Here is a 25,846-nt window from a genome sequence, read left to right on the forward strand (position 1 = left end):
AAAAAAACGCTCCACACCTTTCTTAAGATGCGGAGCGTTTGGTTTATTCAAATTGATTTTTAACGACGTAACCGTCCTTAAATACCAGGACAGGAGATTGCTTACCCACTCTGATCTGCAAGGTATAGCCCTTACCCAGCGATTTTTCCAGCGAGCCACTAGTCTTAGTGAAGTTCGTGACGAAGCGGGGCCACTTAGCTTGCTTGGCCAAGCTCGGCTTCTTATTCAGCGCCGCAATCGTCTGCTTCAGATCACTGTTGGTGACCGTCAGTGTGTAGGTCTTGCTGGACTTATCAAAGGTGACGTCCCCCAACTTTGTCAGGGCCTTTGCCAACTGTTGCTTAACACTTTGTTCGTTGTCGGCCTGAGTCACACCACTTGAACTGGCTGAGAAGGCTTTGCCCGACTGTGAACTGATCTGACTCTGCTTAGCCGTGTGAGTCGCCGGTGCGTTGTCCTGAGACCAGTAGGGCAACTTCCAAATGGCGAAGACGGTTCCCAAGAGGGCCAGCGTCATTAGGATAATCGAGCCAACCTTTGAGTCACCGTGTTGAATTGCCGTGGCGAGTGAAAACGCCGCAATTATTGTGATTAGACCGCCCATAATGGCAAATCCAAGAATCATGATGAATCCCCCCAATTTCTGTTGCTTTCAGTATAGCATGAAACAATTATATCGTGAAAGGGGTTACCTGGAACCGTTAAACTCGAATAATATTAACAAATTAATTAAATTAGGGACCCACAACATTTTATAACCGAATATTAATCAAAATGTAGTCGCTAATAGTTAACCTTTCCGGTATAATATAAAACACATAAGATAGAAATGAGGAGATTAGTGTGACCAACGTTTATTTAGCAGGACCATTCTTTGATGATGAGCAGATTTCACGGATTGAACGGGTGGAACAGGCCTTAGCCGCTAACCCCCGCGTAACAAACTTCTTCAGCCCCCGGAAGAGCGAGATTCCTGGATTAACAATGGGGACACCTGAATGGGCAACACAAACATTCCAAATGGACGTGAGCCAGATTGATCAAGCCGACGTTGTGGTTGGTATGGTCGACTTTGTTGATGACCAGGTGGATTCTGGAACGGCATTCGAAATTGGCTACGCCTTTCACAGCAAGAAGCCGGTAGTGATTCTTCACGAGAAGGATACCACGTTGAACCTGATGATTGCTGAGGGCCTGCACGCTTACGTTCAGGAAGCTGAAGCTCTGGCGGCCTACGACTTTTCGACCTTACCTGAAAGTCATTACCACGGTAAAGTGATCTAAAGCACACTTAAATAAGTTGAACAAATAAAAACGGCTTTCTCGTCAGTGACGGGGAGCCGTTTTAAGTCTAAAGTTAGTGGACGTCATCGCGGAACAGGCCAACAACTTTACCTAAGATGCTAACGTTATTGAGGATGATTGGCGCCATGGTATCATTTTCTGGTTGTAGCCGGAAGTGATCGGCTTCCTTGAAGAAACGCTTGCACGTGGCTTCATTTTCTTCCGTCATGGCAATCACGATATCACCATTATCGGCATTTTGCTGCCGGCGGACAATGACCTGATCGCCATTGAGAATGCCAATGTTGATCATACTCTCGCCGCGAATGGTCAACATGAAGAGTTGATCATCGTCGCGTTCGAATTCTGGGGGAACTGGGAAGTAGTCGGTCGCTTCCTGAACGGCCAGGATGGGTTCTCCGGCCGTGACCGTACCCAAAACGGGAATTCGGGTCTGTTGTTCGTGAACACCCAGTTCTTCTAATCCGGCGGGGGTAACTTCTAAGGCCCGTGGTTTTGTCGGGTCCTTCGTCAACAGGCCCTTCTTTTCTAGGCGGGCGATGTGGCCGTGCACCGTAGAGGTTGAGGAGAGAGAGACGGCTTCGCCAATCTCACGGACAGTCGGCGGATACCCTTTTTCGTTGACCCGTTCCCAAATGAAGCGTAGGACGGCTAACTGTTTACTTTCAGAAGCTTTACTCATTTTTTCTGCCACCTCGTTCGTCATTCGTAGTATAGTTTAACCATAGTGTAGCATAGGTTTCCGGCGTTTTCAAACAGATGTTCGGGTAAATTCAGGCATTAATATATTTGTGACGCTATGGGTTGGCGAGATTATGCAGATAGTCAATCGACAAACGTTGCTGTTGCGGGATTACCAGCCAATTAGTTATCGCTAGTGTTGCGGCGAACAGAGGTGCTGGCGGAGGTTGATTATTTTGGACGACATCTTTTTTTCGCCTAAAGGCGCGAGTGATTCGCTAAAATCGTGTTGTTTGCGGCCGGATAATTGAAATTTGAAATTAACCCTGATATGATAGGGCTTGTCTTGAAATGGCGACGGCAATGATCGTCAAAGTTTCATTTGGAATGTGACGTGGGAATCAAGCGGCCGGTCGATGTTGAAATCGCGGCTGCGTAATGACCCAAATTCAAAAATAAACTTAAAGGAGGATTGTTCATGGCTGAAGAAACGATGGACACCTTATTAGTTCGCATCAACGAACTGGCCCACAAGGCCAAAACAAGTGAAGGCCTCACCCCTGCTGAAACGGCGGAACGGGCAACCTTACGGAAGAAGTACCTGAAGTTATTCCGGGCCAGCTTTAAGAGTCAGGTCGAAATGATGCAGGTTTACGATAAAAGCGGTAAGGAAGTTACGCCAGAAAAGGTCCGTAATATCCAACGTGAAAAGGGTTTGCGGGACAATTAATTGCGAGAGCGAGTCTTTTTAATGGATTCGCTCTTTTATTTTGCGTTAAGTTTGTGTAAAATTGTAAACTGAATGACTTTATAAAGGAGGGGAATACCTTGTCAACTTGGATCTGGATCATTATCGTCATCGTTGTCGGCCTTGGCTGTGCTGCTGGAGGCTTCTTCGGTGCCCGGAAGTACATGGAAAACTACCTGAAAGACAATCCGCCAATTAACGAAGATCAACTGCGTGCTATGATGTTGCAAATGGGACAAAAACCATCTCAACGGAAGTTACATCAAATGATGAATGCGATGCAACAACAATCACACAACAAAAAGTAGATCGGGTTTTACTGACGACTCGCTTCCAGTTTCCATGGAGGCGAGTTTTTTTGTTTGCATTTTTATTTAATTTCTGTAAAATTGGAAAGTCTGTTACAATTTAATCATATTTTAATCTTAAAGGAGGGACGTTCGTGAGTATCTTTCGTAAATTGGCTTGGTACTTTCGTCTAGAATGGCGAACGTATCTAGTCGGCATCATTGGCTTGATTCTAACGGCCATCATTGCTATTATTCCGCCGCGAATCATTGGGAACATGGTTGACGGCATTCACGGGCAGACCATGACCGGGCGGCTCTTAGCCATCGATTTGGGTTTGGTTACCCTAGCTGCCTTGGGGCAGTACGCCACGCGCTATATGTGGCGTAACGCCATCTGGGGGGGCGCTGCTCACCTGGAACAACTTTTACGGAATCGGCTGTTCAGTCACTTTATGGTGATGGATCGCGAATTCTACCAACATTACCGGACGGGGGATCTAATGGCCCACGCGACCAATGACTTGGAAGCCGTACAACGGGTGGCTGGTGGGGGGATTCTCCAGTTCGCCGATGCCATCATTACTGGGGGCACGACCCTGATCGCCATGATGGCGTTGATCGATTGGCGGCTTACTTTGATTGCCATCATTCCATTTCCCTTTCTTGCCGTCATCTCGTGGTTCCTCGGGCAACGGATTCACCGGGCCTTTGGGGCGTCACAGGCGGCTTTCTCACGTCTGAACAACAAGGCTCAGGAAAGTATTAGCGGTATCAAGGTCATTAAGGCCTTAGGACAAGAAGATGCCGACGTGGCCGATTTCGATAGCCAGGTTGCGCGGACGATTAAGATCAACCGGCGCGTGAACCGGTTAGACTCGTTGTTTGATCCGGCAATTACGTTGGTGATCTCATTATCCTACGTGGCGACCATCGTGCTCGGCGGCTTGTTTGTGACCCACAACGTCATCACCATTGGGAACTTGGTCTCCTTTATCAGCTATTTAGCGATGATGGTCTGGCCGATGTTCGCCGTGGGGATGCTGTTCAATACCATGGAACGGGGGAACGCCAGTTATGACCGGGTCATGGAACTGTTGAACCAGAAGACCCACATTATTGACCGAGTCAACGGTTTGAAGACGCGCCCAACCGGGACGTTGAGTTACCACGTCAATCGTTTTGACTATCCCGATGATGCCGGAGCCAGTCTCCAGCGGATTGACTTTGACTTGCAGGCGGGTAAGACCCTTGGAATCGTGGGACGGGTCGGCGCTGGTAAATCAACGATTATGAAATTGATTCTGCGGGAGTTTGACGCCTACGATGGTGAGATTCAATTCGGCGGCCATCCCATCAAGGATTATGCGCTGGATAGTTACTTACCCGCTATCGGCTACGTCCCTCAGGAGAGTTTCCTCTTCTCCTCAAATATTTTCGAAAACATTCGCTTTGCCCGACCAGAAGCGACTCAAGCAGAGGTCGAAGCGGCCGCAGCTAAGAGCGACTTGTCGGGTCAGATTGCGCAGTTGCCTGAGGGCTACGATACCCAAGTGGGTGAGGAAGGAATCTCCTTATCTGGTGGGCAACGGCAACGGATGGCCATTGCGCGCGCCCTTCTGATCAATCCGGAGCTGCTGATCTTGGATGATGCCTTGTCGGCCGTCGATGCTGAGACCGAGGCCGAAATTTTGGCGAACCTGAAGGCCGAACGGGCCAACAAGACGACCATCATTTCCGCGCACCGGTTGAGCTCCGTAATGGGGGCCGATGAAATCTTGGTGCTCGATCACGGTGAGGTCGTCGAGCGCGGCACGCACGCGCAATTAATGGCGGCTCGCGGGTGGTACCAACGGATGTTTGATCAACAACAATTAGAGACGCAAGTGAAGGGAGGCGTTAGTGATGACTGATAAGCACGAATCGGCATGGGCCCATAGCATGACGACCAAGGAACAGTGGACGGTCATCAAACGCCTGCTGAAGTTTGCGGCACCGTATAAGTGGTTCTTCATTGGGTCGATTGTCCTGTCGGCGGTCATCAGTGGGATCAACGTTTTCCTCCCATGGCTGTTGCAGACGTACATGGACCGCTATCTGCGGACCAGTAACGCGACAATCGCGATTATGTGGATGTTCGCTGGGCTTTACTTCTTCGGCATGGTGACACGGGCGCTCATGCAGTTCTGGCAGAACTATACCAGTACCATGGGTGCGGAGTACATGCTGGAAAATGTCCGCCGCAAGCTCTTTAGTCAACTCCATCAAAAGGGGATGCGCTACTTCGACCAGACGCCGGGGGGCTCGATCCTCTCGCGGCTGATGAACGACACCATGACGTTCTCCAACTTCTGGGCGTTGCTCAACACGCTGATCTTAGCTATCTTTGCGGTTATTTCGTCCTTTGCGGCGATGTACTTCACCGATGTGACGGTAGCGCTGTGGACGCTAGTGTTGGTACCATTCCTGGGTGTGACAATCTGGTATTACCAGCGTTATAGCTCCAAGGTGTACCGGCGGATGCGGGAACGACTGAGTGAATTGAATACCAAGCTGGCCGAGGCCATTACCGGGATCAGTGTCATTCAGGAATTCCGGCAAGAACGGCGAACCGCAGCTAACTTTGAAACGACTAACCAGGCATACTACGATACCCGTAAGGCCATGATTCGGACGAACTCCTTACTGTTGAGTCCCATCATTAATCTGTTCTATGCGTTGGGTACCGTAATTGTGTTGGGAATGTTTGGGATGCGAGGTCTGCACGAAGTCGTTGCTGCCGGGGTTATTTACGCGTTTATCACATACCTGAATAACTTTTACAGTCCAATGAGTAACATGATGGACAGCCTGAGCGACTTTCAAAACGGAATGGTGGCTGGTTCACGGGTCCTGCGCGTGGTCGATGATCAAACGTTAGCGCCTGCACAACATCCCATAGCGGACGCAAAGATCACCCGTGGTAAGGTTGAATTTCGCCACGTGACCTTTGCTTACGACGAAGAGCATCCCGTCCTGCGAGACGTGTCGTTCGTCGTTGAGCCCGGCCAGACGGTAGCGTTGGTTGGCCAAACCGGATCAGGGAAAACGTCAACGATTAACGTGTTGATGCGCTTCTACGAATTCCAGTCTGGTCAGGTCCTAATCGATGACCGTGACATTCGCGAGTATCCCGCCGAAGAGTTGCGGACAAAGATGGGGTTAGTGCTCCAGGAACCACAGCTGTTTTACGGGGATATTCAGACCAACATTCGGATGTTCAATCCGGATATTTCGGACGATCAAGTGCAACGTGCGGCCCACTTTGTGCAGGCTGACGAGTTCATCGATCAGTTGCCAGAAGGCTACGCAACGCCAGTCCTGGAGCGGGGAACGGAATACTCTGCTGGACAGCGGCAACTGATTACGTTTGCCCGCACGGTGGTGACCGACCCTAAGATTCTGATCTTGGATGAAGCCACGGCTAACGTGGATACCGAAACGGAAACCATGATTCAGACGGGACTCTCCCGGATTCAGGAAAACCGGACGACGATTGCGATTGCCCACCGGTTGTCGACGATTCAAAATGCCGATCTGATTCTGGTGTTGAACCGCGGTAAGATTGTGGAACGTGGAACTAACGATTCATTGATGCAACAACACGGTTACTATTACGACATGATTCAGCTGCAGAACGCGGCGCACGTCAACTAGTTGTCGTCAATTTAATCGTCACTATTGGCAGCCAATTCGATTCTGAGTTGGCTGCCTTTTTTAGACTGTTCGAAAGCAGCTGGTTGAATAGAGCCCCTCACTTAGTACTAATGTAATTTTCCCGGAATTTGTCTCATGATTTAGAGCAATGGGCCAAAGATTCGTTTTAATGGCCAATTAGTTTCGGATTGAATCTAAAGTACGTGGTTTGGGTTGATCCATTGCTTAAGCAACGGTAGCAAAAAGCCATCATGACTAGCAACGTCCTAGTCATGATGGCTTTCAATTTAATCTTGGTGGTCTTCTTTTTCCTTTTCACCAGAAACATCCACGTACTCGAAGTTCGGATTGATCTGCTTGTCCAGTGCGTTGAAGGCGGCCTGCATCTGTTGCTCGATGTCAGCTTGACCGGCTTCATCCAGTTTCAACTTGCGGTCGATGGTGATTGGATCGCCAAAGGCTACCGTCACGCGCTTTCTGGAGAACAGTCGCTTGAAGGTCAGGGGACCCTGATAGACAGCGGGCACGAGTGGCACTTTTGCCATCTTAGCAATGACGGCCGCGCCCCCCTTGAGTTCCTGCGAATGGCGGGAACCTGAAGGAAACATGATCAAAGATAGGTCACCTTTCCGTAGAATTCGGACTGGCGTTTTGATCGCCGAGGGGCCCGGATGGTCACGATTTACCGAAAAACCATTGACATGGTAGAGCAGCCATCGGAAAATGGAGTTTTGGAACAACTCTTCCTTGGCCATGAAACTAAACTTCCGGGGACTGGCGGCCAGCGCAAAGTAGACGGGATCAAACCAGGTCCGGTGGGGGCCCACTAGGACATAGGGGCCATCTGGCAATTTTTCACGGTTGAGATATTTAGCTTTTCCATTTACGATGAATAAGATAACGCGGATGACATTCCGCAGAAACGAATAAAACATGAGTCGTGCTCCTCTCGCAGCGAATCTTCAATGAATCTAGTATGCAAAAAAACTGCCGGGGTTGCAAGTAATCTTAACCAAAAATGAAAGAAGGTGGCGGTCATGACCACGCCAGAATTACAGGCCGGTGAACGAATCGACCAGCTTTATAGCCAAGATATTCAAATTATCCAGAGCCCAGAGGTCTTCGCCTTTTCGTTGGATGCAGTCCTTCTAGCCGACTTTGCCAAGCTCCCAGCGCGTCAGTCCAGTCAGACCGTGGACTTGTGTGCCGGTAACGGGGCCGTGGGACTCTTCATGAGCAGTAAGACCAGGGGCAAGATTGCCGAAGTCGAGATTCAGCCGCGGCTGGCGGATATGGCCCGGCGCAGCGTGGCGTTGAACGACCTTACGGAACGAGTCACCGTTTACGAGGGCGACTTGGCCCAGGTCAATCAGTGGATTCCTAAGGATTCGGTGGACGTGGTGACCTGCAATCCACCGTACTTTGAGGATCTGCCAGATAGTCAGAAGAACCCCAATCACTATCTAGCAATCGCACGGCATGAGATCACGACGACACTCGCCACGGTGGTCCAGACGACCAGTGGTCTGTTGAAAATGAATGGTAAAGCCTATTTCGTCCACCGACCAGACCGCTTGCTTCAGCTCTTAGACCTGATGACGGCCAACCGGTTGGCACCGAAACGGATTCGCCTGGTCCATCCCAAGCCGGGTAAGGAAGCTAACATGGTCTTGGTCGAAGCCATCAAGGACGGTAAGCCAGGGGGATTACGCTTCTTAGACCCCCTGATCGTGTATGACGGACATGGCGAATATTCTCCAGAAGTGAAGGCGTTACTCTATGGAACCGACTAAGAAAACAAGCGAAGAACCGGCAAAAAAATATTACTTTTACGTCTTGCTCTGTGCGGACAACTCTCTTTACGGCGGATTCACCACTGACGTTGCCAAGCGCTTTGCCACCCACGTTGCCGGTAAGGGTGCTAAGTATACAAAGGTCCACCGACCACTGAAGGTGTTATTTAGTCAGTCCTTCGATAACAAGCACGATGCGCTCCACGCTGAGTGGGCCTTCAAACACCAGTCCCGCCAACGGAAGCTAGCGTTCTTAAAGGCGCAGGGGATTTCCGTCGAAAAGTAGGCGTATTCCCCCTTTAATGGTAAGGACTATGGTACACTTGTGGCGGGTAGTAGATGTTATTTTTCAGACAAGCGAAGGAGGAACTTACTGTGAAAATTATTGCTTATGGCATCCGTGACGATGAACGACCTTACTTAGAAGAATGGTCCCAGGACCAGGGTATCGAAGTTAAAGCCGTGAGTGAATTACTAGACGAATCAACGGTTGATTTAGCCAAGGGTTATGACGGGGCAGTGGTTTACCAACAAAAGCCTTACACAGCGGCGGTCTTAGACCGATTAGCTGCCGATGGTATTACGAACTTATCTCTGCGAAATGTTGGGGTCGACAACGTTGATGCTGATGCGGTTAAACGCAACGGCTTCAAGGTAACCAACGTTCCGGCATATTCGCCGGAAGCCATCGCTGAATTTACGGTATCACAACTGATGCAGTTATTACGGCGGGCACCAACGTTTGCGCGGAAGCAAGCCCACGGTGACCTGCGTTGGGCACCGGACATTGCCGATGAGCTCAATTCAATGACGGTGGGAGTTGTGGCGACTGGCCGGATCGGTCGGGCAGCTATGAAGATCTACCAAGGTTTTGGCGCAAAGGTCATTGCTTACGATGTCTTCCACAATCCAGAGTTGGAAAAGCAGGGCATCTACGTGGACACCTTGGACGAATTGTACGCCCAAGCCGACGTGATCTCTCTGCACGCACCAGCTACTAAGGACAACAATCACATGCTGAATGACGAAAGCTTCGGTAAGATGAAGGATGGTGTGTGGATCTTGAACCCGGCTCGGGGCGCGCTGATTGATACGGATGCGCTGATTCGGGCTCTAGATAGCGGTAAAGTTGCTGGGGCGGCGTTGGACGTTTACGAAGATGAAGTTGGTATTTTCAACGCTGACTTCGGTAGCTTTGACGCCATTCCAGACGAACGGCTGAAGAACTTGCTGAAACGTGAGAATGTTCTGGTTAGTCCGCACATCGCGTTCTACACCCGGACGGCCGTTAAGAACATGGTCCAATTTGCATTGAACAATAACAAACAATTGATTGAAACTGGCAAGGCTGAAAACGAGGTTGCTTTCTAAGCTTAGCTGGACGAAAAAAGCGTCACGCAATTTGCGCGACGCTTTTATAATGGAAACGTTTAGGCTTCCGAACAGGCAGCTGTGAGCGCCAGGAGCAAGTCCTGTAACTCGAACGAATCCGTCACCGTTTGGTCCGGGATCCACTGTCCGTCTGGAATCTCTAAGTTACGATGATTAAACCAGAAGGCGTGCCAGCCGGCCTGTTTGGCGGCTTTGACGTCCATGCTATAATTATCGCCAACGTAGGCAACTTCACTCGCCCGCAGGTTAAGCTTGCGGTTCATCAACGTGAAGATCTGGGGATCAGGCTTGGCTAAGCCAGCTTCCTCCGAGGTGATGATGGCGTCCCTAGTCAACCATCGGTGCATCTGGAGCTGCATGACTTTGGCAAGCTGAGCGTCCGTATTGCCATTCGTAATAATGCCCAATTGGTACTGCTCGCTGAGTTGATCGAGGGCGGTTTCCAGTCCGGGGAACAACTCGATTTGGCGAAGTCCAGTGGTATAGGCGCGTTGAAAATCAAGCGCTGACTGGACATCGACCGCGGGCAACTGCTGGGCTAAAAGCGCGGTGTTGAGCCGCTTAACGGCCATTTCCTGTTGCGACCACCGACCATCAGCAACCTGAGCGTAAGCCTGGTCACTTTGCTGGCGGTAAGTCTGGAAGGTCACATTAAGATCAAAATCTTGCGGCAGATTTAAAATCGGCGCAAGGGCGGCCTCGAAGGGCGCTTTTTGATCATAGAGCGTGTCATCGACATCGAAGACGACCGCTTTAATCATATTCGTTTCCTCCTCAGTTATGCCTAAGCAGTTTACCATAACTGGAAATAAAAGCAATGTAAGGCCTGAGATTGTTCTCTGCAGGCGCCTTGCCGGGTAGGTAAAATAGACCGTGACGCGGTGGGCGGACGCCTGGAGCCACAAGGCGGTCTCCAGGCTTGACCTTGAACCTCTGAGAAACGAATTTCAAGGTCACCAATTGCCTAAGCGGCAAGGTGCGCCACTTAGGCAATTCCCACGGCTAGGCCTATTTTGCCTCACCTCACGGCTGACGGGGATGAATCCGAGACTTGGGTGGGATCCAGTTGAGGCATGGCTACATTTGGGGAAAGCAAGTATTTAAGGCTTGTTGTCCACCTGCGGCCGCTAGGGGTTCTGCCGCTGTGGGGACCGGTAAAAGCCATAGGGCGGTCTTTTACCTCGACTTGAAACCTCGCAAAAATCGGCGAGTTTCCAAGATCGTCCCATGCTGTAAGAACGGGGGGAGACCCACCCGTACTAACGCCATTGTCACGGCTGGTGCCACCCCTGGCGGCCTCCGGTTACCAAGTATTTCTGGTCGCACTGAGCTTTCCATTTTCAGTAAGAGTTTTGTTCTTACGACGAACTTACAAACCGATTAAATTCCACCAGGCCTTATTCAGGGGGTATGGGGAAATGATATTCAAAAACTGTGACGCTTATGTGGACTCACAACTGTACATAGCAGAGTGGATAGCGTGGGTTAGACTGATGTCAGCCGTGAGGGAGAGGCAAATCGGCTCAGCCGTGGGACTTACCTTAGCGGCTTGCCGCTTAGATAAGTGGTGGGGCTAAGACTTGGTTCTCAGAGGCTTAGCCCCAAGCCTAAAGACCGATTTTTGGCTTTAGGCGTCCGCCCACCGCGTCCCGGCCGATTTGCCTTTCCCGGTAAGGCGCTGCTTCCATCAGTTCAGCCCATCGAGGGATTAATCGCAGGAATTGTTAACTTTTGCTTGTGTTAGCGCCAGTAGTTTTGTATAATTACTTTCGGTGCGTATGCGCCAATTCACACCTCGCGTGATGACCGGAGGGGTGCTCGCTTGCGAGTTCTCTAGTCAATTGATCGTGGGGGAGGAAATCAAAAACTATTTGGAGGCATTTTATCATGGCTGTTATTTCAATGAAACAACTGCTCGAAGCCGGTGTCCACTTTGGTCACCAAACCCGTCGTTGGAACCCTAAGATGAAGCAATACATCTTTACGGAACGTAACGGTATCTACATCATCGACTTACAAAAGACGGTGAAGTTGATTGACGCTGCTTACAACTACATGAAGGACGAAGCTGCTAAGGGCGCCGTTGTTCTGTTTGTTGGGACTAAGAAGCAAGCTCAAGATTCTATCGAAGAAGAAGCTACCCGTGCTGGTCAATACTACGTTAACCACCGTTGGTTAGGTGGGACTTTGACCAACTGGGAAACCATCCAAACTCGGATCAAGCGTCTTAAAGATTTGAAGAAGATGGCTACTGACGGTACTTTCGATGTTCTTCCTAAGAAGGAAGTTTCCTTACTTAAGAAGTCTCAAGACAAGTTGGAACGGTTCTTAGGCGGTATCGAAGATATGCCTAAGCTCCCTGACGTTATGTTCATCGTTGACCCTCGCAAGGAACAAATCGCTGTTCATGAAGCACAAAAGTTGAACATTCCGATTGTTGCTATGGTTGATACGAACACTGACCCAGACGAAATTGACGTGGTTATCCCATCTAACGATGACGCTATCCGTGCCGTTCGTCTGATCACTTCTAAGATGGCTGACGCTATCGTTGAAGGCCGTCAAGGTGAAGACCAAGTCAACGAAAAGACGTTCGAAGGTAAGAAGTCAGCTGACAAGAAGGGCGACAAGCCTGCTTCTGACAACTCGATGGAAGACATCGTTAACGCCGTTGAAGGCGACAACAAGTAATTAAATGCAAGGTGTCACTCTGACACTTTCCAAATATAAGATTTAAAGCACCTTAGGCTGGCTTAATGTTTAGGACCGATAATGGCCTGAGATTGAGTCAGTCTTTTTTGCGGAATTAGATGAATTCAAAAGGAGGCCATTACACATGGCAAGCAAAATCACTGCAGCACAAGTTAAAGAATTACGGGACAAGACCCAAGTTGGGATGATGGATGCTAAGAAGGCCCTCGTTGCTTCCGAAGGTGACATGGACAAAGCCATCGATTTCCTGCGTGAAAAGGGTATCGCTAAGGCAAAGAAGAAGAGCGGCAATGTTGCTGCTAACGGTTTAGCTCGGGTGAAGGTTAGTGGGAACACTGCTGCCATCATCGAAGTTAACTCTGAAACTGACTTCGTGGCCACTAACGACACGTTCAACGCTTTGGTTGACACGGTTGCCGACACGATTGCTGCACAACAACCAGCTGACTTGGATGCTGCATTAGCATTGAAGACGACTGATGGCGACACGTTAAATGACGCTATCGTTAAGACGACGCAAATCACTAGCGAAAACGTTCAGTTACGTCGTTTCGCTGTTGTGAAGAAGACTGACGGCCAAGTATTCGGTTCATACTTACACCAAGGTGGCCAAATCGCTGCCGTAGTTGTCTTGGAAGGTGCTGACGAAGCCACTGCCAAGGACGTTGCGATGCACGTTGCTGCGATCAACCCAGAATTCGTTTCTAAGGACGACATTCCAGCTGACCGTTTGGCTCACGAACGTGAAGTCTTGAAGCAAGAAGCCTTGAACGAAGGCAAGCCTGAAAAGATCGTTGAAAAGATGGTCGAAGGCCGTCTGCACAAGTTCTTATCCGAAATCAGCTTAGCTGACCAACCATTCGTTAAGGATGGCGACCAAACTGTCAGCCAATTTGTTGCCAGCAAGGGTGGCAAGTTAGTTAACTTTGTACGTTACGAAGTTGGCGAAGGTATCGAAAAGCCTAAGAGTGACTTGGCCAAGGAAGTTAACGACCAAATCAACGGCTAATTTCAGTAAAGAAGCGTAGATTCCGGTTGGAGGCTACGCTTTTTTCATATATTTTTAGCGAAATGTGGTAATTCGTAACCCCTGACTATCACTAGCCCGGGGAATATGATAGAATTATTGTCAGAATACAATAGGAGGAAACACAATGGCGGACGTAAAGTATAAACGGATTATGCTGAAACTGAGTGGCGAGGCTTTGGCCGGCGACAAGGGTTTTGGGATTAATCCGCCTGTGATTAAAACCGTAGCGGAAGAGGTTAAGAGTGTCTATAACTTGGGCATTCAAATCGCTATTGTGGTTGGTGGCGGTAACATGTGGCGTGGTGTCTCTGGTGAGCAAATGGGCATGGAACGCGCCCAAGCCGACTACATCGGCATGCTGGCGACCATCATGAACGCGTTAGCCTTACAAGACAACCTAGAGTCGATTGGCGTACCAACGCGGGTTCAGACTTCTATTGAGATGCGGCAGATCGCCGAGCCGTACATTCGGCGTAAGGCCATCCGGCACTTGGAGAAGGAACGCGTTGTCATCTTTGCTGGGGGTACGGGAAGTCCGTACTTCTCAACGGATACGACGGCTGCTTTACGGGCGGCGGAAATCAACGCTGATGCCATCTTAATGGCTAAGAACGGGGTCGATGGAATCTACTCCGCCGATCCTAACAAGGATCCGGATGCCGTTAAGTTTGACCAATTAACGCAATTGGACATCATCAACAAGGGCCTGCACGTCATGGATACGACGGCTAGTTCGCTTTCGATGGATAATGATATCCCGTTTGTCGTGTTCAACCTCAATGAGAGTGGTAACATTCGCAAGGTTGTTGAAGGCGAGAATATCGGGACTACAGTTAGGGGAAAATAGATATGGCAGATCAGATTATTACAGATGCACAGAGTCGGATGAAAAAAGCCGAAGAAGCTTTGAAGCGGGAACTCGGGACGATTCGTGCCGGCCGTGCCAATGCTAGCATTTTGAACCGGGTCACTGTGGATTACTATGGTGCCCAAACGCCATTGAACCAAGTGGCATCTATCACCATTCCGGAACCACGGGTACTCATGGTGACACCTTACGACAAGTCCGCCCTCGAAGATATCGAAAAGGGTATCTTGGAATCTGACGTGGGGATCACGCCAGCTAACGACGGGACTGCACTGCGGTTAGTGATTCCACAACTGACCGAAGAACGGCGTAAGGAAATTGCCAAGCAAGTTAAGGCTACCGCTGAACAGGGCAAGGTCGCTGTCCGGAATGTCCGGCGCGATGCTATGGACAGCGTTAAGAAGGGCCACAAGAACGGCGATTACACCGACGATGACTTACACAACTTGGAGGACCAAGTCCAAAAAGCAACGGATAAGGCTATCAAGGGTGTTGACGCAATTGCGGCTGACAAGGAAAAAGAAGTCTTAACGGACTAATCCAACTGAGTAAGGAGCGTTTAAAAATGGCAGAAGATAACCAAAATAACCAAGATAACGTTGAAATTACCCCCGGTACTGAGGAATTTGGGAAGATGGTTTTCCGTCTGAACAACCCAGTTAACGCTGAAAATATTTCCGTGTTGAACTACAACGGGGCCGAATTGGAACAGATTCAGGATGGCGTTTATGCTCAACCTGCATACGTTAGTGACGATTTCAACTTATTCTTTGTCGTTACGCAATTAATTGGAGACGACTGGATCGTAGCGTTCTCTAAGGCTACCATTACTAATGGTAACGAAATTACTGATCTTTCAGATCCACTGCCAACTGGGGAAGGCTTGAACCTCTTGGGCCAAACCAGTGCTGACGATGCCAACAATCTCTTGAGCTACTTCGGGACGTTGGTTGACGCTAAGCGCGGTGAATGGCGGTTAATCGAGTAATTCCGGTCAAAAGCTAAAGATTTGCTCAATTTGGGGGCCGGGATAGTTTCCCGGCTCTTTTTTTGTTATGATGAGAGGTTGTAGAGATGAACCTAGAATCAACGGAGGTGCGCAGTGTTTTCATTTTTAAATAAAGATCAAGCCACGGGCGAGGTCACGGAGCGCCAGTTGGACGAACAAAATATTCCGGCCCACATCGCCATTATCATGGATGGTAACGGACGGTGGGCGCAGCAGCGACATTTACCCCGGATTGCCGGCCATAAGCAGGGGATGAATACGGTGAAGACGGTTGCCAAGGCAGCCAGCCATTTGGGTGTCAAGGTGCTCACGCTGTATGCCTTCTCCACGGAGAATTGGAAGCGGCCATCTACTGAAGTCAACTATCTCATGAAGTTACCGGTCGATTTCTTTGGCACATTCGTTCCCGATTTGGTGAAGAACAATATTCGGGTGAAGGTCATGGGTTACACGGATCAGTTGCCAGCGGCGACCCAAAAAGCAGTTCGCGATGCGATTGCGGATACGGCCGACTGTACCGGTATGGTGCTGAACTTCGCGTTGAACTATGGTGGTCGGGCTGAACTGGTCACGGCAACGCAGCAACTGGCAGCACAAGTACAGGCCGGCCAGTTGGCGCCCACGGACATTACGGCGGATATGCTCGGGCAGCAGTTGATGACCGGAGACTTGGCCGAGTTAGCCGATCCCGATCTGTTGATTCGGACCAGTGGTGAAGAGCGGTTGTCGAATTTCATGCTCTGGCAGGTCGCCTACAGCGAGTTTGTCTTCATGCAAGAACATTGGCCGGACTTCGGTCAAGCAACGCTAGAACAAGCTATTTACACGTATCAGCAGCGTCATCGGCGCTTTGGCGGGCTTAACCCCGCGACTGATACGACTAAAAATTGAGAACATTGAGGAGTTTGTAATATGAAACAACGGGTTATAACGGCGGTCGTTGCCCTGATTATTTTTATCCCCATCATCGTTGAAGGGGGTATCTGGGTCGACATTGCTGCCTTTGCACTGGGTCTTGTGGCCTTGTCAGAAGTCTTAATTATGCGGAAAAAATTGTTAGTGAGTCCGGAGGCCTTTATTTCGGGTATCGGAATCTTATTGGTCATTGCACCACAAGGCTGGTGGGCAGATCTGCCCCATTTCCTAGATCCTTGGTACATCGTTTATTTGTTTGTCCTGCTCTTATTGTTACGGACGGTGGTTTCCAAGAACCGTTTCTCATTTGACGATGCCGGGATGATTACCCTGAGTATGCTGTACATCGGGATCGGTTTTCACTTCTTCATCGCAGCCCGGGCCGTTAGTCTCGTGGCGTTACTGTACGCGCTGTTCATCGTGTGGACCACGGACTCCGGCGCCTACATGATCGGTCGGAAATTAGGGAAGCACAAGCTGGCACCGCATATCAGTCCCAATAAAACCTGGGAAGGATCGATTGGTGGCTCGTTGGTAGCCACGATTGTCGGGAGTGTCTTCTGGTACTTCTTCCCAATTGGCCACTACAGTCTGGTTGTCATGATCATCTTGACGCTGATTTTCTCCGTCGTTGGTCAGTTCGGTGACTTGGTGGAATCTGCCCTCAAACGGTACTACGGCGTTAAGGATTCCGGAAAGATTCTCCCCGGTCATGGCGGTATTCTGGACCGGTTTGATAGCTTACTGTTAGTTCTGCCAGTCATTCATTTGTTTGGCCTGATTTAAGTTTTGCTGTTCGCTTGCGCCCCTTGGGGTGGTTAAGGTATGCTATACAGCAGTTAAAAAAACGTAGGATTGCGTCGAACATTAGAAGGGACGACAGCTGTGATTACAACGATTATTACCTTTATTATCGTCTTTGGGATTCTGGTCATCGTTCACGAATTTGGGCATTTTTACTTTGCCAAACGTGGTGGGATCTTGGTCCGAGAATTTTCTATTGGGATGGGTCCCAAGTTGTTTTACCGGCGCGGGAAGGATGGGACGACCTATACTGTCCGTCTATTACCCGTCGGGGGGTACGTCCGCATGGCGGGTGCCGAGGACGACGAAGATGAAATTAAGCCCGGGACACCGGTCAGCCTGTACTTAGGCAAGGATGATCAGGTCGAACGGATCAATGCTAGCAAAAAGTCGACGTTGTTTAACGGGATTCCAGTCGAAATCACCGGCTCTGATCTGGAGGATGAGCTCTGGATCGAGGGTTATGAAAATGGTGATGAGTCTGAGGTCAAGCGTTACCCGGTCGCGCACAATGCGACCATTATTGAGACCGATGGTACCGAGCTGCAGATTGCGCCTAAGGATGTGCAATTCCAAGCAGCTTCGTTAGGTCGGCGCCTCATGACCAACTTCGCCGGGCCGATGAACAACATCATCTTGGCTATCGTGACGTTCATGCTGATGTCGTTTGTGCAAGGCGGGGTCGCCATGGGGACCAACCAAATCCAAGTGGCAAGTTCACCGGTGTCCATCGCCAAGAAGGCTGGTATCCAGAACAATGACAAGATCCTGTCCGTGAATGGCAAGCAGACCAAGGACTGGACATCATTGAGTACGGCCATTCAACCGCGGGCCAACAAGGCCACCAAGGTTGTCATTCAACGCGGTAGCACGCAGAAAACGCTGACGTTGACACCAAAGGGCGAGCAGTCCAACGGTAAAACGGTTGGGATGATTGGGATTACCCAGGCACAGAACAAGCATATCGGGGCCATTTTGGCTTCCGGGTTCACACAGACCTGGACGATGACCAAGGCGCTCTTTGGGGCGCTCTGGAGTATGGTCTCCGGTCACTTTAGTCTGAACGATTTGGGTGGGCCAGTTGCGATCTTTGCAACGACCTCTCAAGCCACTAAATTTGGCCTGGTCGGCGTGTTGAACTTCCTGGCTTTCTTGTCGATCAACTTGGCAATTGTCAATTTAATACCAATTCCTGCCTTAGATGGTGGTAAAATATTATTGAACTTTATTGAAGCTATCCGGCGCAAGCCCCTTTCCGAAAACGTGGAAGCGGGGATCACGCTGGTCGGTGTCGGCTTCCTGGTGATTCTGATGTTACTGGTGACCTGGAACGATATCGAACGCTACTTTATTCACTAGCAAAATAGGGATGTAACGAGAAGGGAATATTTGACTATGAAACAATCGAAATTACTCATTCCAACTTTGAAAGAGGTGCCGAATGACGCTGAGGCCCTGAGCCATCAAATGATGTTGCGGGCCGGCTACATTCGCCAAGTGACGGCGGGCGTTTACGCTTACTTGCCACTGGCCTACCGGGTCTTAGAAAATATCGAAAAGATTATCCGTGAGGAAATGGAAAAGATTGACGCGGTTGAAACCTTGATGCCAGCCATCTTGCCTGCCTCACTGTGGGAAGAATCCGGCCGTTACGAAACGTACGGGCCTAACTTATTCAAGCTGAAGAACCGGCATGACAGTGACTTTATTCTGGGACCAACCCACGAAGAAACGTTTACGATGCTGGTTCGCGATGCGGTTAAGTCCTACAAGCGGTTGCCTTTGGTGATGTACCAAATCCAACCGAAGTACCGGGATGAAGATCGTCCGCGTTACGGGTTATTACGTGGTCGTGAATTTATCATGGAGGATGGTTATTCCTTTACCATCAACGATGAAGATCTCGATCGCATTTACTCACAAATGGAACACGCCTACGAAAACATCTTTGATCGCGTGGGCTTGAACTACCGGGCCATCGTTGGTGACGGTGGTGCCATGGGTGGGAAGGATTCCAAGGAATTCTCCGCCATTGCGCCAGTGGGTGAGGACACGATTGTTTACTCTGATTCATCCGACTATGCTGCTAACCTGGAAATGGCACGGAGCCTCTTCATCAGTAAGAAGTCCCACGCTCAACCAGAAGAAATGGAAAAAGTAGCGACGCCGGGGGCCAAAACGATTGATGAAGTCGCCAAGTTCTTAGACGTGAAGCCCACAACGTTGATCAAGAGTATGCTCTACGTGGCCAACAAGGAGCAACCCGTAATGGTGCTGGTTCGTGGTGATCACGCAGTCAACGAAACAAAGCTGAAGAACTACTTGAATGCGGACTTCTTAGACCCCGCAACGCCAGACCAAGCTAAGCAGTTCCTGGGCGCCAACTTTGGTTCTCTGGGTCCCGTTGGTGTGGGTGAAGATGTTAAAATCTTGGCCGACCAATACGTGGGTGACATGGTCAACGTGACCGTGGGTGCCGATGAAGATGGTCACCATTACATCAACGCTAATGCAGGCCGTGATTTCCGGGTCGACGACTATGCCGATTTCCGTGAAGTCCAACCTGGTGATTTGTCGCCAGATGGTGCCGGCGTGCTGAAGTTCACCAAGGGTATCGAAATTGGCCACATTTTCAAGTTGGGGACGCGTTACTCCGATGCTTTGGGCGCAACTGTTCTGGACGAAGGTGGCCGTCAAAAGCCCGTTGTCATGGGATCTTACGGTATTGGTGTGAGTCGTTTGCTGTCCGCGATTGCTGAACAACAAGCTGATGAAAATGGTCTGGTTTGGCCACGGAACATCGCACCATTTGATATTCACTTGGTTCCCGTCAACCTGAAGAAGGAAGACCAAGCCAACCTGACCACTGAACTGGAAGAACAGTTAACGGCCAAGGGTTACCGGGTGCTGACTGATGACCGGAAGGAACGTCCCGGTGTGAAGTTTGCTGATTCCGATTTGATGGGGATTCCGGTCCGCATCACCATTGGTAAGAAGGCCGGCGAAGGCATCGTTGAGATCAAGATCAGAAAGACTGGTGAAACGGTCGAAGTTATTAAGGATGAAGTCGCAAGTACTGTGGAAATTCTCTTTAAAGACATCGACTAGCTTACCGAAAGACCAGCTAGCAGCTGGTCTTTTTAGTCTTTTAGCTTAAAACAACGCGGGCATGTTCGCCTGTGGCTGTCAGGAGCTCCGCCTGCTGTGGGGACCGGTGAAATCCTGAGAAGCGGTATTTCACCTCGACTTGAAACCTCGCTGAAAGCCGCGAGTTTCCAAGCTCGTCCCATGGCGTAAGAACGGGGAGAAACAAGCGCCCGTCCTAACGCCATCGGCACGGCCGGCTACGCTTCTGACAGCCTTCGGCTAAGACTGGTCGTTGTTTTAGGCTACTAGTGGTCGGGTCAAGACCAGCAGCTGGCTGATACTTTACTGGTGACTAGTGTCGGACTCAAATTGAGTTGAATTTTGGCTAGCGAATTGGGTCCCGTGTTTTCAAATTAATCAAAATTTTTGATTGCTGTTTCAGATGATAGAATGAATGTTCATTGGATTAATGTCATGGTTAAGAGCAAGCCTAGCCGGAGGAGGCCAGGGATGGCGCCGGCTGTGACGGCGGTGTTAGCCCGGGCGGTTGTGTTTTCCCGGGCTTACAGCGCGGGACGCGTTTGGAAACTCGGCTGAACTTGGCGAGGTTTCAAACCGAGCCGGAAGCCCGATCTTTGGCTGCAGGCGGTCCCCACAGCGGCAGAATCCCTGGCAGCCGCAGGCGACAATTTTTAACCATCAGTAACCAATGAAGAAGTAGAAGTAAGAAGAGATTCAGACAGTGTGAAAGGAGTTCGCTTGTGGACGAAGATCGCCATGCATTATTTGAAAAATTATTACAACAACTAGATTTGTCCGGTGCGGCCGACCAGCCGTACTACCAAACGGCCACGATCGACCGGTTGACCGTTCACGAACAGTCACGGCGCTGGCACTTTTTCCTTAAAATGCCTAGTATTTTACCCCTGACAGCCTTTGTGGAATTTCACAATCACCTTCAGATTGCATTTCGGGAGATTGCGACGGTGGAGGCTAGCATCGAGGTTGATCAGCCCGAATTGACTAACCGCCTAGTGGGTGATTATTGGGAATGGGTCGTGAAGAACAGTGGCTTGACCAGTAATCTGGTTCAGGAACTCTGTCAATCTCAAGTGCCCCAGCTCGATCCGGATGGCCGGGTCCTGTTATACGCTCAAAATGAAGTTGTGAAGAACTTCTTGGCCAATCAGGCGTTGGGTCCCATTGAGGATACCTACCGCCAGGCCGGTTTTCCGAAATTTAACATCCACGTGATGGTCGATGAATCCAAGTCACAAGCCAAGATCGACGAATTCAAAGCACGACAGGAAAAGACCGACGCTCAGTTAGCCCAACAGGCGGCTGTGGCGATTGAAAAGGCCAACCAAAAACGTGCCAGTCAAAGTAATGGTGACGTTCAAGCCGCCAGCGGTCCGACCCAGATTGGGAAAGCCATTAAGGGCGATCAACCGACGATGCGAATGGTCGATATCACCCAAGAAGAGCGATCGGTCATTGTTGAAGGGTACATTTTCGACAAGGAAGTTCGGAAGTTACGTTCCGGTCGGCAACTGTTGACGATTAAGATCACCGACTACACATCTTCCATCGTCGTGAAGAAGTTCTCGCGCGGTGCCGAAGACGAGGCCCAATTTGCCGGGGTTGAAGAAGGTAGCTGGGTTAAGGTCCGTGGGAGCGTCCAAGAGGATAGCTTCATGCGTGACCTGGCTCTGAACGCCTACGACATTAACGAGGTCAAGCACGCTAGTCGGCAAGACACGGCACCAGCCGACCAAAAGCGGGTCGAGCTGCATTTGCACACCACGATGAGTCAGATGGACGCAACCAACCCAATCGGAGATTACGTCAATCAGGCAAAAAAGTGGGGGATGCCCGCACTAGCCATTACGGATCACTCTGACCTTCAGGGGTTCCCAGCGGCATTTAACGCGGGAGCCAAGGCGGGTATCAAGATGCTCTACGGGGTCGAAGCAAACCTCGTGGACGACGGGGTGCCGATCGGTTACAACAGCGCTCACGTGCCACTAGATGGCGCCACGTACGTTGTATTTGACGTGGAAACCACTGGACTGTCTGCCATCTACGACAAGGTGATCGAACTATCCGCCGTTAAGATGGAGCACAAGAACGTCATTGCACAGTTTGAAGAGTTCATCGATCCCGGATTCCCGTTGTCCGAACAGACGACGAATTTGACCAGTATCACCGATGATATGGTGGCGGGGTCCAAGTCCGAGGAAGAAGTCTTCAAGCTCTTCCGCGAATTCTGTGGCGATGCGATTATCGTTGGGCATAACGTGACCTTCGATGTGGGGTTCATGAACACCGGCTACAAGCGTCACGGGATGTCAGAAATCAGCAATCCAATCATCGATACCTTGACGTTGGCGCGCTTCCTGTACCCAACGTTGAAGAGCTACCGGTTGAATACGTTGGCTAAGCGGTTCCACGTCAGCCTGGAGCACCATCACCGGGCCGTCTACGATGCCGAGTCCACGGGTCACTTGAATTATCTGTTCTTAAAGGACGCTGAGGACCGCTATGACATTCAGTATCACGACCAACTCAATGACCATATGACCGATAACGATGCGTATAAACACGCGCGGCCGAGCCATGCCATTCTGATTGCGAAGACGCAGGCCGGCTTGAAAAACATGTTCAAATTGGTCTCGGCTTCCAACGTGGATTATTTCTATCGGGTACCACGGGTGCCCCGGAGTGTGCTCGACCACTATCGGGAGGGAATTATCGTTGGATCGGCCTGTTCATCCGGTGAAGTCTTCACCGCGATGATGCAAAAGGGTCAGGTCGAAGCTGCGGCGAAGGCCAAGTACTACGACTATCTCGAAGTTCAGCCTAAGGCGGCCTACCAGCCGTTGATTGACTCGGGGCTGATTGCCGACGAGTCCAATTTGGAAGAGATCGTGGGCAATATGGTTCAACTCGGTCATGATTTAAACAAGCCGGTCGTCGCTACCGGGGATGTGCACTACCTGAACCCCGAGGACTATATTTACCGCAAAATTTTGATTCACTCACAAGGTGGGGCCAACCCACTCAACCGTCAGGAGTTACCCGATGCGCACTTCATGACGACCAACGAGATGCTGGACGATTTCGCCTATCTGGGCGAAGATACGGCCAAGGAAATCGTGGTCACCAATACGCAGAAGATTGCGAACGACGTTGATGAGGTTCACCCGTTAAAGGACAAGCTGTACACGCCGCGGATGGAAGGGGCCGAGGACGAAATTCGCCAACGGACCATGGACACTGCGCACGCGTGGTACGGTAACCCACTACCGGAATTGGTGCAACACCGAGTTGACCGGGAGTTGAAGTCGATCATTGGGAACGGGTTCTCCGTGATCTACCTGATTGCCCAACGACTGGTAGCCAAGTCCAACAAGGACGGCTACTTAGTTGGGTCCCGGGGGTCCGTTGGGTCCAGTGTGGTCGCAACGTTCACCGGAATTACCGAAGTGAATCCGTTGCCGCCGCATTATCGGTGTCCGAACTGTCAGTATTCCAAGTTCTACACTAAGGGTGAATACAGTTCCGGTTACGATTTACCGGAAAAGAACTGCCCGAAGTGTGGCACGTTGATGATCGGTGACGGTCATAACATTCCGTTCGAAACCTTCTTAGGGTTCAAGGGAAACAAGGTTCCCGATATTGATTTGAACTTCTCCGGGGACTACCAACCAATCGCCCATAACTACACTAAGGTGTTGTTCGGCGAGAAAAACGTGTATCGGGCCGGAACGATTGGGACGGTTGCCGACAAGACGGCTTACGGTTACGTGAAGGCCTACGAACGGGACACGGAACAGACCTTTAGAGGTGCCGAAATCGATCGCTTGGCTAAGGGCGCGACTGGGGTCAAACGGACCACCGGACAACATCCGGCTGGGATTATTGTTGTGCCGGATTACATGGATATTTACGACTTTACGCCGATCCAGTACCCAGCCGATGACCAAAACGCCGCTTGGCAAACGACCCACTTTGATTTCCATTCGATTCACGATAATATTTTAAAGATTGATATTCTGGGACATGATGATCCAACCATGATCCGGACGCTACAAGATTTGTCCGGGGTCGACCCGCAGACCATTCCAATGGATGATCCGGGCGTCATGGCACTGTTCTCCGGGACGGATTCACTGGGCGTTACGCCGGAACAGATTCAGTCCAAGACGGGGACGCTGGGTGTGCCCGAATTCGGGACGCGCTTTGTCCGGGGGATGCTGGAAGAAACGCACCCGAAGAACTACTCGCAACTACTCCAGATTTCCGGCCTGTCTCACGGGACCGATGTGTGGTTGGGGAACGCCGAAGAGTTGATTAAGGCCGGAACCGCCACCATCGCCAACGTGATTGGGTGTCGTGATAACATCATGACCGACTTGATCAACTTCGGTCTCGATTCCGAAACGTCCTTCCAGGTCATGGAACACGTGCGGAAGGGCCGGGGAATCCCGGACGAATGGCAGGAAAAGATGAAGGCAACGGACTGTCCCGACTGGTACATTGACTCGTGTCTGAAGATCAAGTACATGTTCCCACGGGCCCATGCCGCTGCCTACGTGCTAATGGCATTGCGGGTGGCCTACTTCAAGGTCTACTTCCCAATTATCTACTATGCAGCGTACTTCTCCGTGCGGGCTGATGACTTCGATGTCGTAGCTATGTCACAGGGGAAATCCGCGGTTAAGGCGGCCATGAAGGCCATCAACGACCAGGGGATGGACGCTTCTACCAAGGATAAGAACCTCCTGACGGTGCTCGAACTCGCCAACGAAATGTTGGAACGGGGCTACGAATTCAAGATGATTGACCTCGAAAAGTCTGATGCTGCGGAGTGGATCATCGACGGTAATACGCTGATTGCGCCATTCAAGGCGGCTCCCGGACTGGGGTTGAACGTAGCCAAGCAGATTGTGGCGGCTCGAAACGACCGGCCATTCATTTCCAAGGAAGACCTCGCTAAACGGGGGAAAGTCTCGAAGACCTTGATCGACTTCATGACGGAAAACGGTGTGCTTGCTGGGTTACCAGACGAGAACCAACTCAGCTTATTCGACGACATGATGTAAGTCGCAATTGTTGGAGCGCGAGGTGCGCCTTACCGGGCGGTGTAAATCAACTGGAACGCTGAGGGCGGGCGTCCAGAGCCGAGAAGCGGTCTCTGGACTTGCCTTTGAACCTCTGAGAGCCGAGTTTCAAAGGCACCAATTCTCTAAGCGGCATAGCCGCCAAGAGAATTCCCACAGCTGGGTTGATTTACACCGCCCTCACGGCTTACATGGTGTCACCCCACACAATTGCAATGACATCAAGTCTCATGTGTAGTTGGACTACAAGTTGGCACTGAGATAATGCTTCCGGGCCGGTTAAATTGGATAGCCCAAGGTTGATGGTGACATCAAGTGTGGGCCGTTTAACTGAGAGATATACTTTGTTAGTAAATGTTAATATGAGGTCCATCACTGTAGCCAAATGGCTGGGTG

At 50.5% G+C, this 25,846-nt stretch carries 22 protein-coding genes; 18 read left to right on the forward strand and 4 right to left on the reverse strand.

Features of this window, described 5'->3' with window-relative positions:
* Positions 1-43: 43 nt before the first annotated feature.
* Positions 44-625, reverse strand: coding sequence for a hypothetical protein (locus ACEPSU_RS06095; protein ID WP_395323095.1), 582 nt, complete (start codon positions 623-625; stop codon positions 44-46).
* Between the two features lie 218 nt (positions 626-843).
* Between ACEPSU_RS06095 and ACEPSU_RS06100 the strand changes: the two genes are divergently transcribed.
* Positions 844-1,284 carry a nucleoside 2-deoxyribosyltransferase gene (locus ACEPSU_RS06100; protein ID WP_020088608.1) on the forward strand — a complete coding sequence of 147 codons (441 nt, stop codon included), beginning with the start codon at positions 844-846 and terminating at the stop codon, positions 1,282-1,284.
* Positions 1,285-1,357: 73 nt separating this feature from the next.
* On the opposite strand, the gene lexA is transcribed toward ACEPSU_RS06100, so the two are convergent.
* Positions 1,358-1,987 (reverse strand): transcriptional repressor LexA, encoded by a 630-nt coding sequence (gene lexA / locus ACEPSU_RS06105; RefSeq protein WP_020088607.1) that lies wholly within the window; start codon positions 1,985-1,987, stop codon positions 1,358-1,360.
* 477 nt (positions 1,988-2,464) lie between these two features.
* Between lexA and ACEPSU_RS06110 the strand changes: the two genes are divergently transcribed.
* From ACEPSU_RS06110 to ACEPSU_RS06125, 4 genes are all read left to right on the forward strand, one after another.
* Complete coding sequence (locus ACEPSU_RS06110; RefSeq protein ID WP_020088606.1) at positions 2,465-2,716, forward strand: DUF896 domain-containing protein; 252 nt, start codon at positions 2,465-2,467, stop codon at positions 2,714-2,716.
* Between the two features lie 98 nt (positions 2,717-2,814).
* A complete protein-coding gene (locus tag ACEPSU_RS06115; protein ID WP_020088605.1) occupies positions 2,815-3,042 on the forward strand; it encodes a YneF family protein in 228 nt (75 codons plus the stop codon).
* Positions 3,043-3,176: 134 nt separating this feature from the next.
* Positions 3,177-4,934, forward strand: a complete 1,758-nt coding sequence (locus ACEPSU_RS06120; protein WP_395323096.1) for an ABC transporter ATP-binding protein — start codon at positions 3,177-3,179, stop codon at positions 4,932-4,934.
* Positions 4,927-6,717, forward strand: a complete 1,791-nt coding sequence (locus tag ACEPSU_RS06125) for an ABC transporter ATP-binding protein (RefSeq protein ID WP_395323097.1) — start codon at positions 4,927-4,929, stop codon at positions 6,715-6,717. The genes ACEPSU_RS06120 and ACEPSU_RS06125 overlap by 8 nt, the downstream gene beginning before the upstream one ends.
* A gap of 287 nt (positions 6,718-7,004) precedes the next feature.
* Here ACEPSU_RS06125 and ACEPSU_RS06130 read toward each other — a convergent pair whose 3' ends face one another.
* On the reverse strand, positions 7,005-7,652 hold the full coding sequence (locus ACEPSU_RS06130; RefSeq protein WP_020088602.1) for a 1-acyl-sn-glycerol-3-phosphate acyltransferase: 648 nt from the start codon (positions 7,650-7,652) through the stop codon (positions 7,005-7,007).
* Positions 7,653-7,754: 102 nt separating this feature from the next.
* On the opposite strand from ACEPSU_RS06130, the gene ACEPSU_RS06135 reads away from it, so the two are divergent.
* The 3 genes from ACEPSU_RS06135 to ACEPSU_RS06145 all read left to right on the forward strand — a co-directional run bounded on the left by ACEPSU_RS06135 (position 7,755) and on the right by ACEPSU_RS06145 (position 9,881).
* Entirely contained in the window at positions 7,755-8,510 is a 756-nt protein-coding gene (locus ACEPSU_RS06135) for a tRNA1(Val) (adenine(37)-N6)-methyltransferase (RefSeq protein WP_395323098.1), read from the forward strand.
* Complete coding sequence (locus ACEPSU_RS06140) at positions 8,497-8,796, forward strand: GIY-YIG nuclease family protein (protein WP_395361635.1); 300 nt, start codon at positions 8,497-8,499, stop codon at positions 8,794-8,796. The genes ACEPSU_RS06135 and ACEPSU_RS06140 overlap by 14 nt, the downstream gene beginning before the upstream one ends.
* An 89-nt stretch (positions 8,797-8,885) precedes the next feature.
* Complete coding sequence (locus ACEPSU_RS06145) at positions 8,886-9,881, forward strand: D-2-hydroxyacid dehydrogenase (protein ID WP_395323100.1); 996 nt, start codon at positions 8,886-8,888, stop codon at positions 9,879-9,881.
* 59 nt (positions 9,882-9,940) lie between these two features.
* Here ACEPSU_RS06145 and ACEPSU_RS06150 read toward each other — a convergent pair whose 3' ends face one another.
* Entirely contained in the window at positions 9,941-10,663 is a 723-nt protein-coding gene (locus ACEPSU_RS06150; protein ID WP_020088598.1) for an HAD family hydrolase, read from the reverse strand.
* Between the two features lie 1,126 nt (positions 10,664-11,789).
* On the opposite strand from ACEPSU_RS06150, the gene rpsB reads away from it, so the two are divergent.
* The 10 genes from rpsB to ACEPSU_RS06200 all read left to right on the forward strand — a co-directional run bounded on the left by rpsB (position 11,790) and on the right by ACEPSU_RS06200 (position 25,432).
* Positions 11,790-12,593 (forward strand): 30S ribosomal protein S2, encoded by an 804-nt coding sequence (rpsB, locus tag ACEPSU_RS06155; RefSeq protein ID WP_020088596.1) that lies wholly within the window; start codon positions 11,790-11,792, stop codon positions 12,591-12,593.
* 145 nt (positions 12,594-12,738) lie between these two features.
* On the forward strand, positions 12,739-13,623 hold the full coding sequence (gene tsf, locus ACEPSU_RS06160) for a translation elongation factor Ts (protein WP_020088595.1): 885 nt from the start codon (positions 12,739-12,741) through the stop codon (positions 13,621-13,623).
* Positions 13,624-13,768: 145 nt separating this feature from the next.
* Positions 13,769-14,491, forward strand: coding sequence for a UMP kinase (gene pyrH / locus ACEPSU_RS06165; protein WP_020088594.1), 723 nt, complete (start codon positions 13,769-13,771; stop codon positions 14,489-14,491).
* Positions 14,492-14,493: 2 nt separating this feature from the next.
* Positions 14,494-15,051: a ribosome recycling factor gene (frr, locus tag ACEPSU_RS06170; RefSeq protein ID WP_020088593.1), complete on the forward strand. Its 558-nt coding sequence runs from the start codon at positions 14,494-14,496 to the stop codon at positions 15,049-15,051.
* Positions 15,052-15,077: 26 nt separating this feature from the next.
* Positions 15,078-15,500: a hypothetical protein gene (locus ACEPSU_RS06175; protein WP_020088592.1), complete on the forward strand. Its 423-nt coding sequence runs from the start codon at positions 15,078-15,080 to the stop codon at positions 15,498-15,500.
* Positions 15,501-15,614: 114 nt separating this feature from the next.
* The gene (locus ACEPSU_RS06180) at positions 15,615-16,412 is read left to right on the forward strand and encodes an isoprenyl transferase (RefSeq protein WP_395323102.1); all 798 of its coding nucleotides are present in this window, start codon (positions 15,615-15,617) and stop codon (positions 16,410-16,412) included.
* Between the two features lie 21 nt (positions 16,413-16,433).
* Positions 16,434-17,222 (forward strand): phosphatidate cytidylyltransferase, encoded by a 789-nt coding sequence (locus tag ACEPSU_RS06185; RefSeq protein ID WP_020088590.1) that lies wholly within the window; start codon positions 16,434-16,436, stop codon positions 17,220-17,222.
* A 99-nt stretch (positions 17,223-17,321) separates the two neighbouring features.
* Positions 17,322-18,599, forward strand: coding sequence for an RIP metalloprotease RseP (gene rseP / locus ACEPSU_RS06190; protein WP_395323103.1), 1,278 nt, complete (start codon positions 17,322-17,324; stop codon positions 18,597-18,599).
* 36 nt (positions 18,600-18,635) lie between these two features.
* Positions 18,636-20,348 carry a proline--tRNA ligase gene (locus ACEPSU_RS06195; RefSeq protein ID WP_395323104.1) on the forward strand — a complete coding sequence of 571 codons (1,713 nt, stop codon included), beginning with the start codon at positions 18,636-18,638 and terminating at the stop codon, positions 20,346-20,348.
* Between the two features lie 740 nt (positions 20,349-21,088).
* Positions 21,089-25,432: a PolC-type DNA polymerase III gene (locus tag ACEPSU_RS06200; RefSeq protein ID WP_395323615.1), complete on the forward strand. Its 4,344-nt coding sequence runs from the start codon at positions 21,089-21,091 to the stop codon at positions 25,430-25,432.
* Positions 25,433-25,846: the final 414 nt, after the last annotated feature.

Source organism: Levilactobacillus parabrevis (assembly GCF_044051715.1).
GTDB classification, from domain to species: domain Bacteria; phylum Bacillota; class Bacilli; order Lactobacillales; family Lactobacillaceae; genus Levilactobacillus; species Levilactobacillus parabrevis.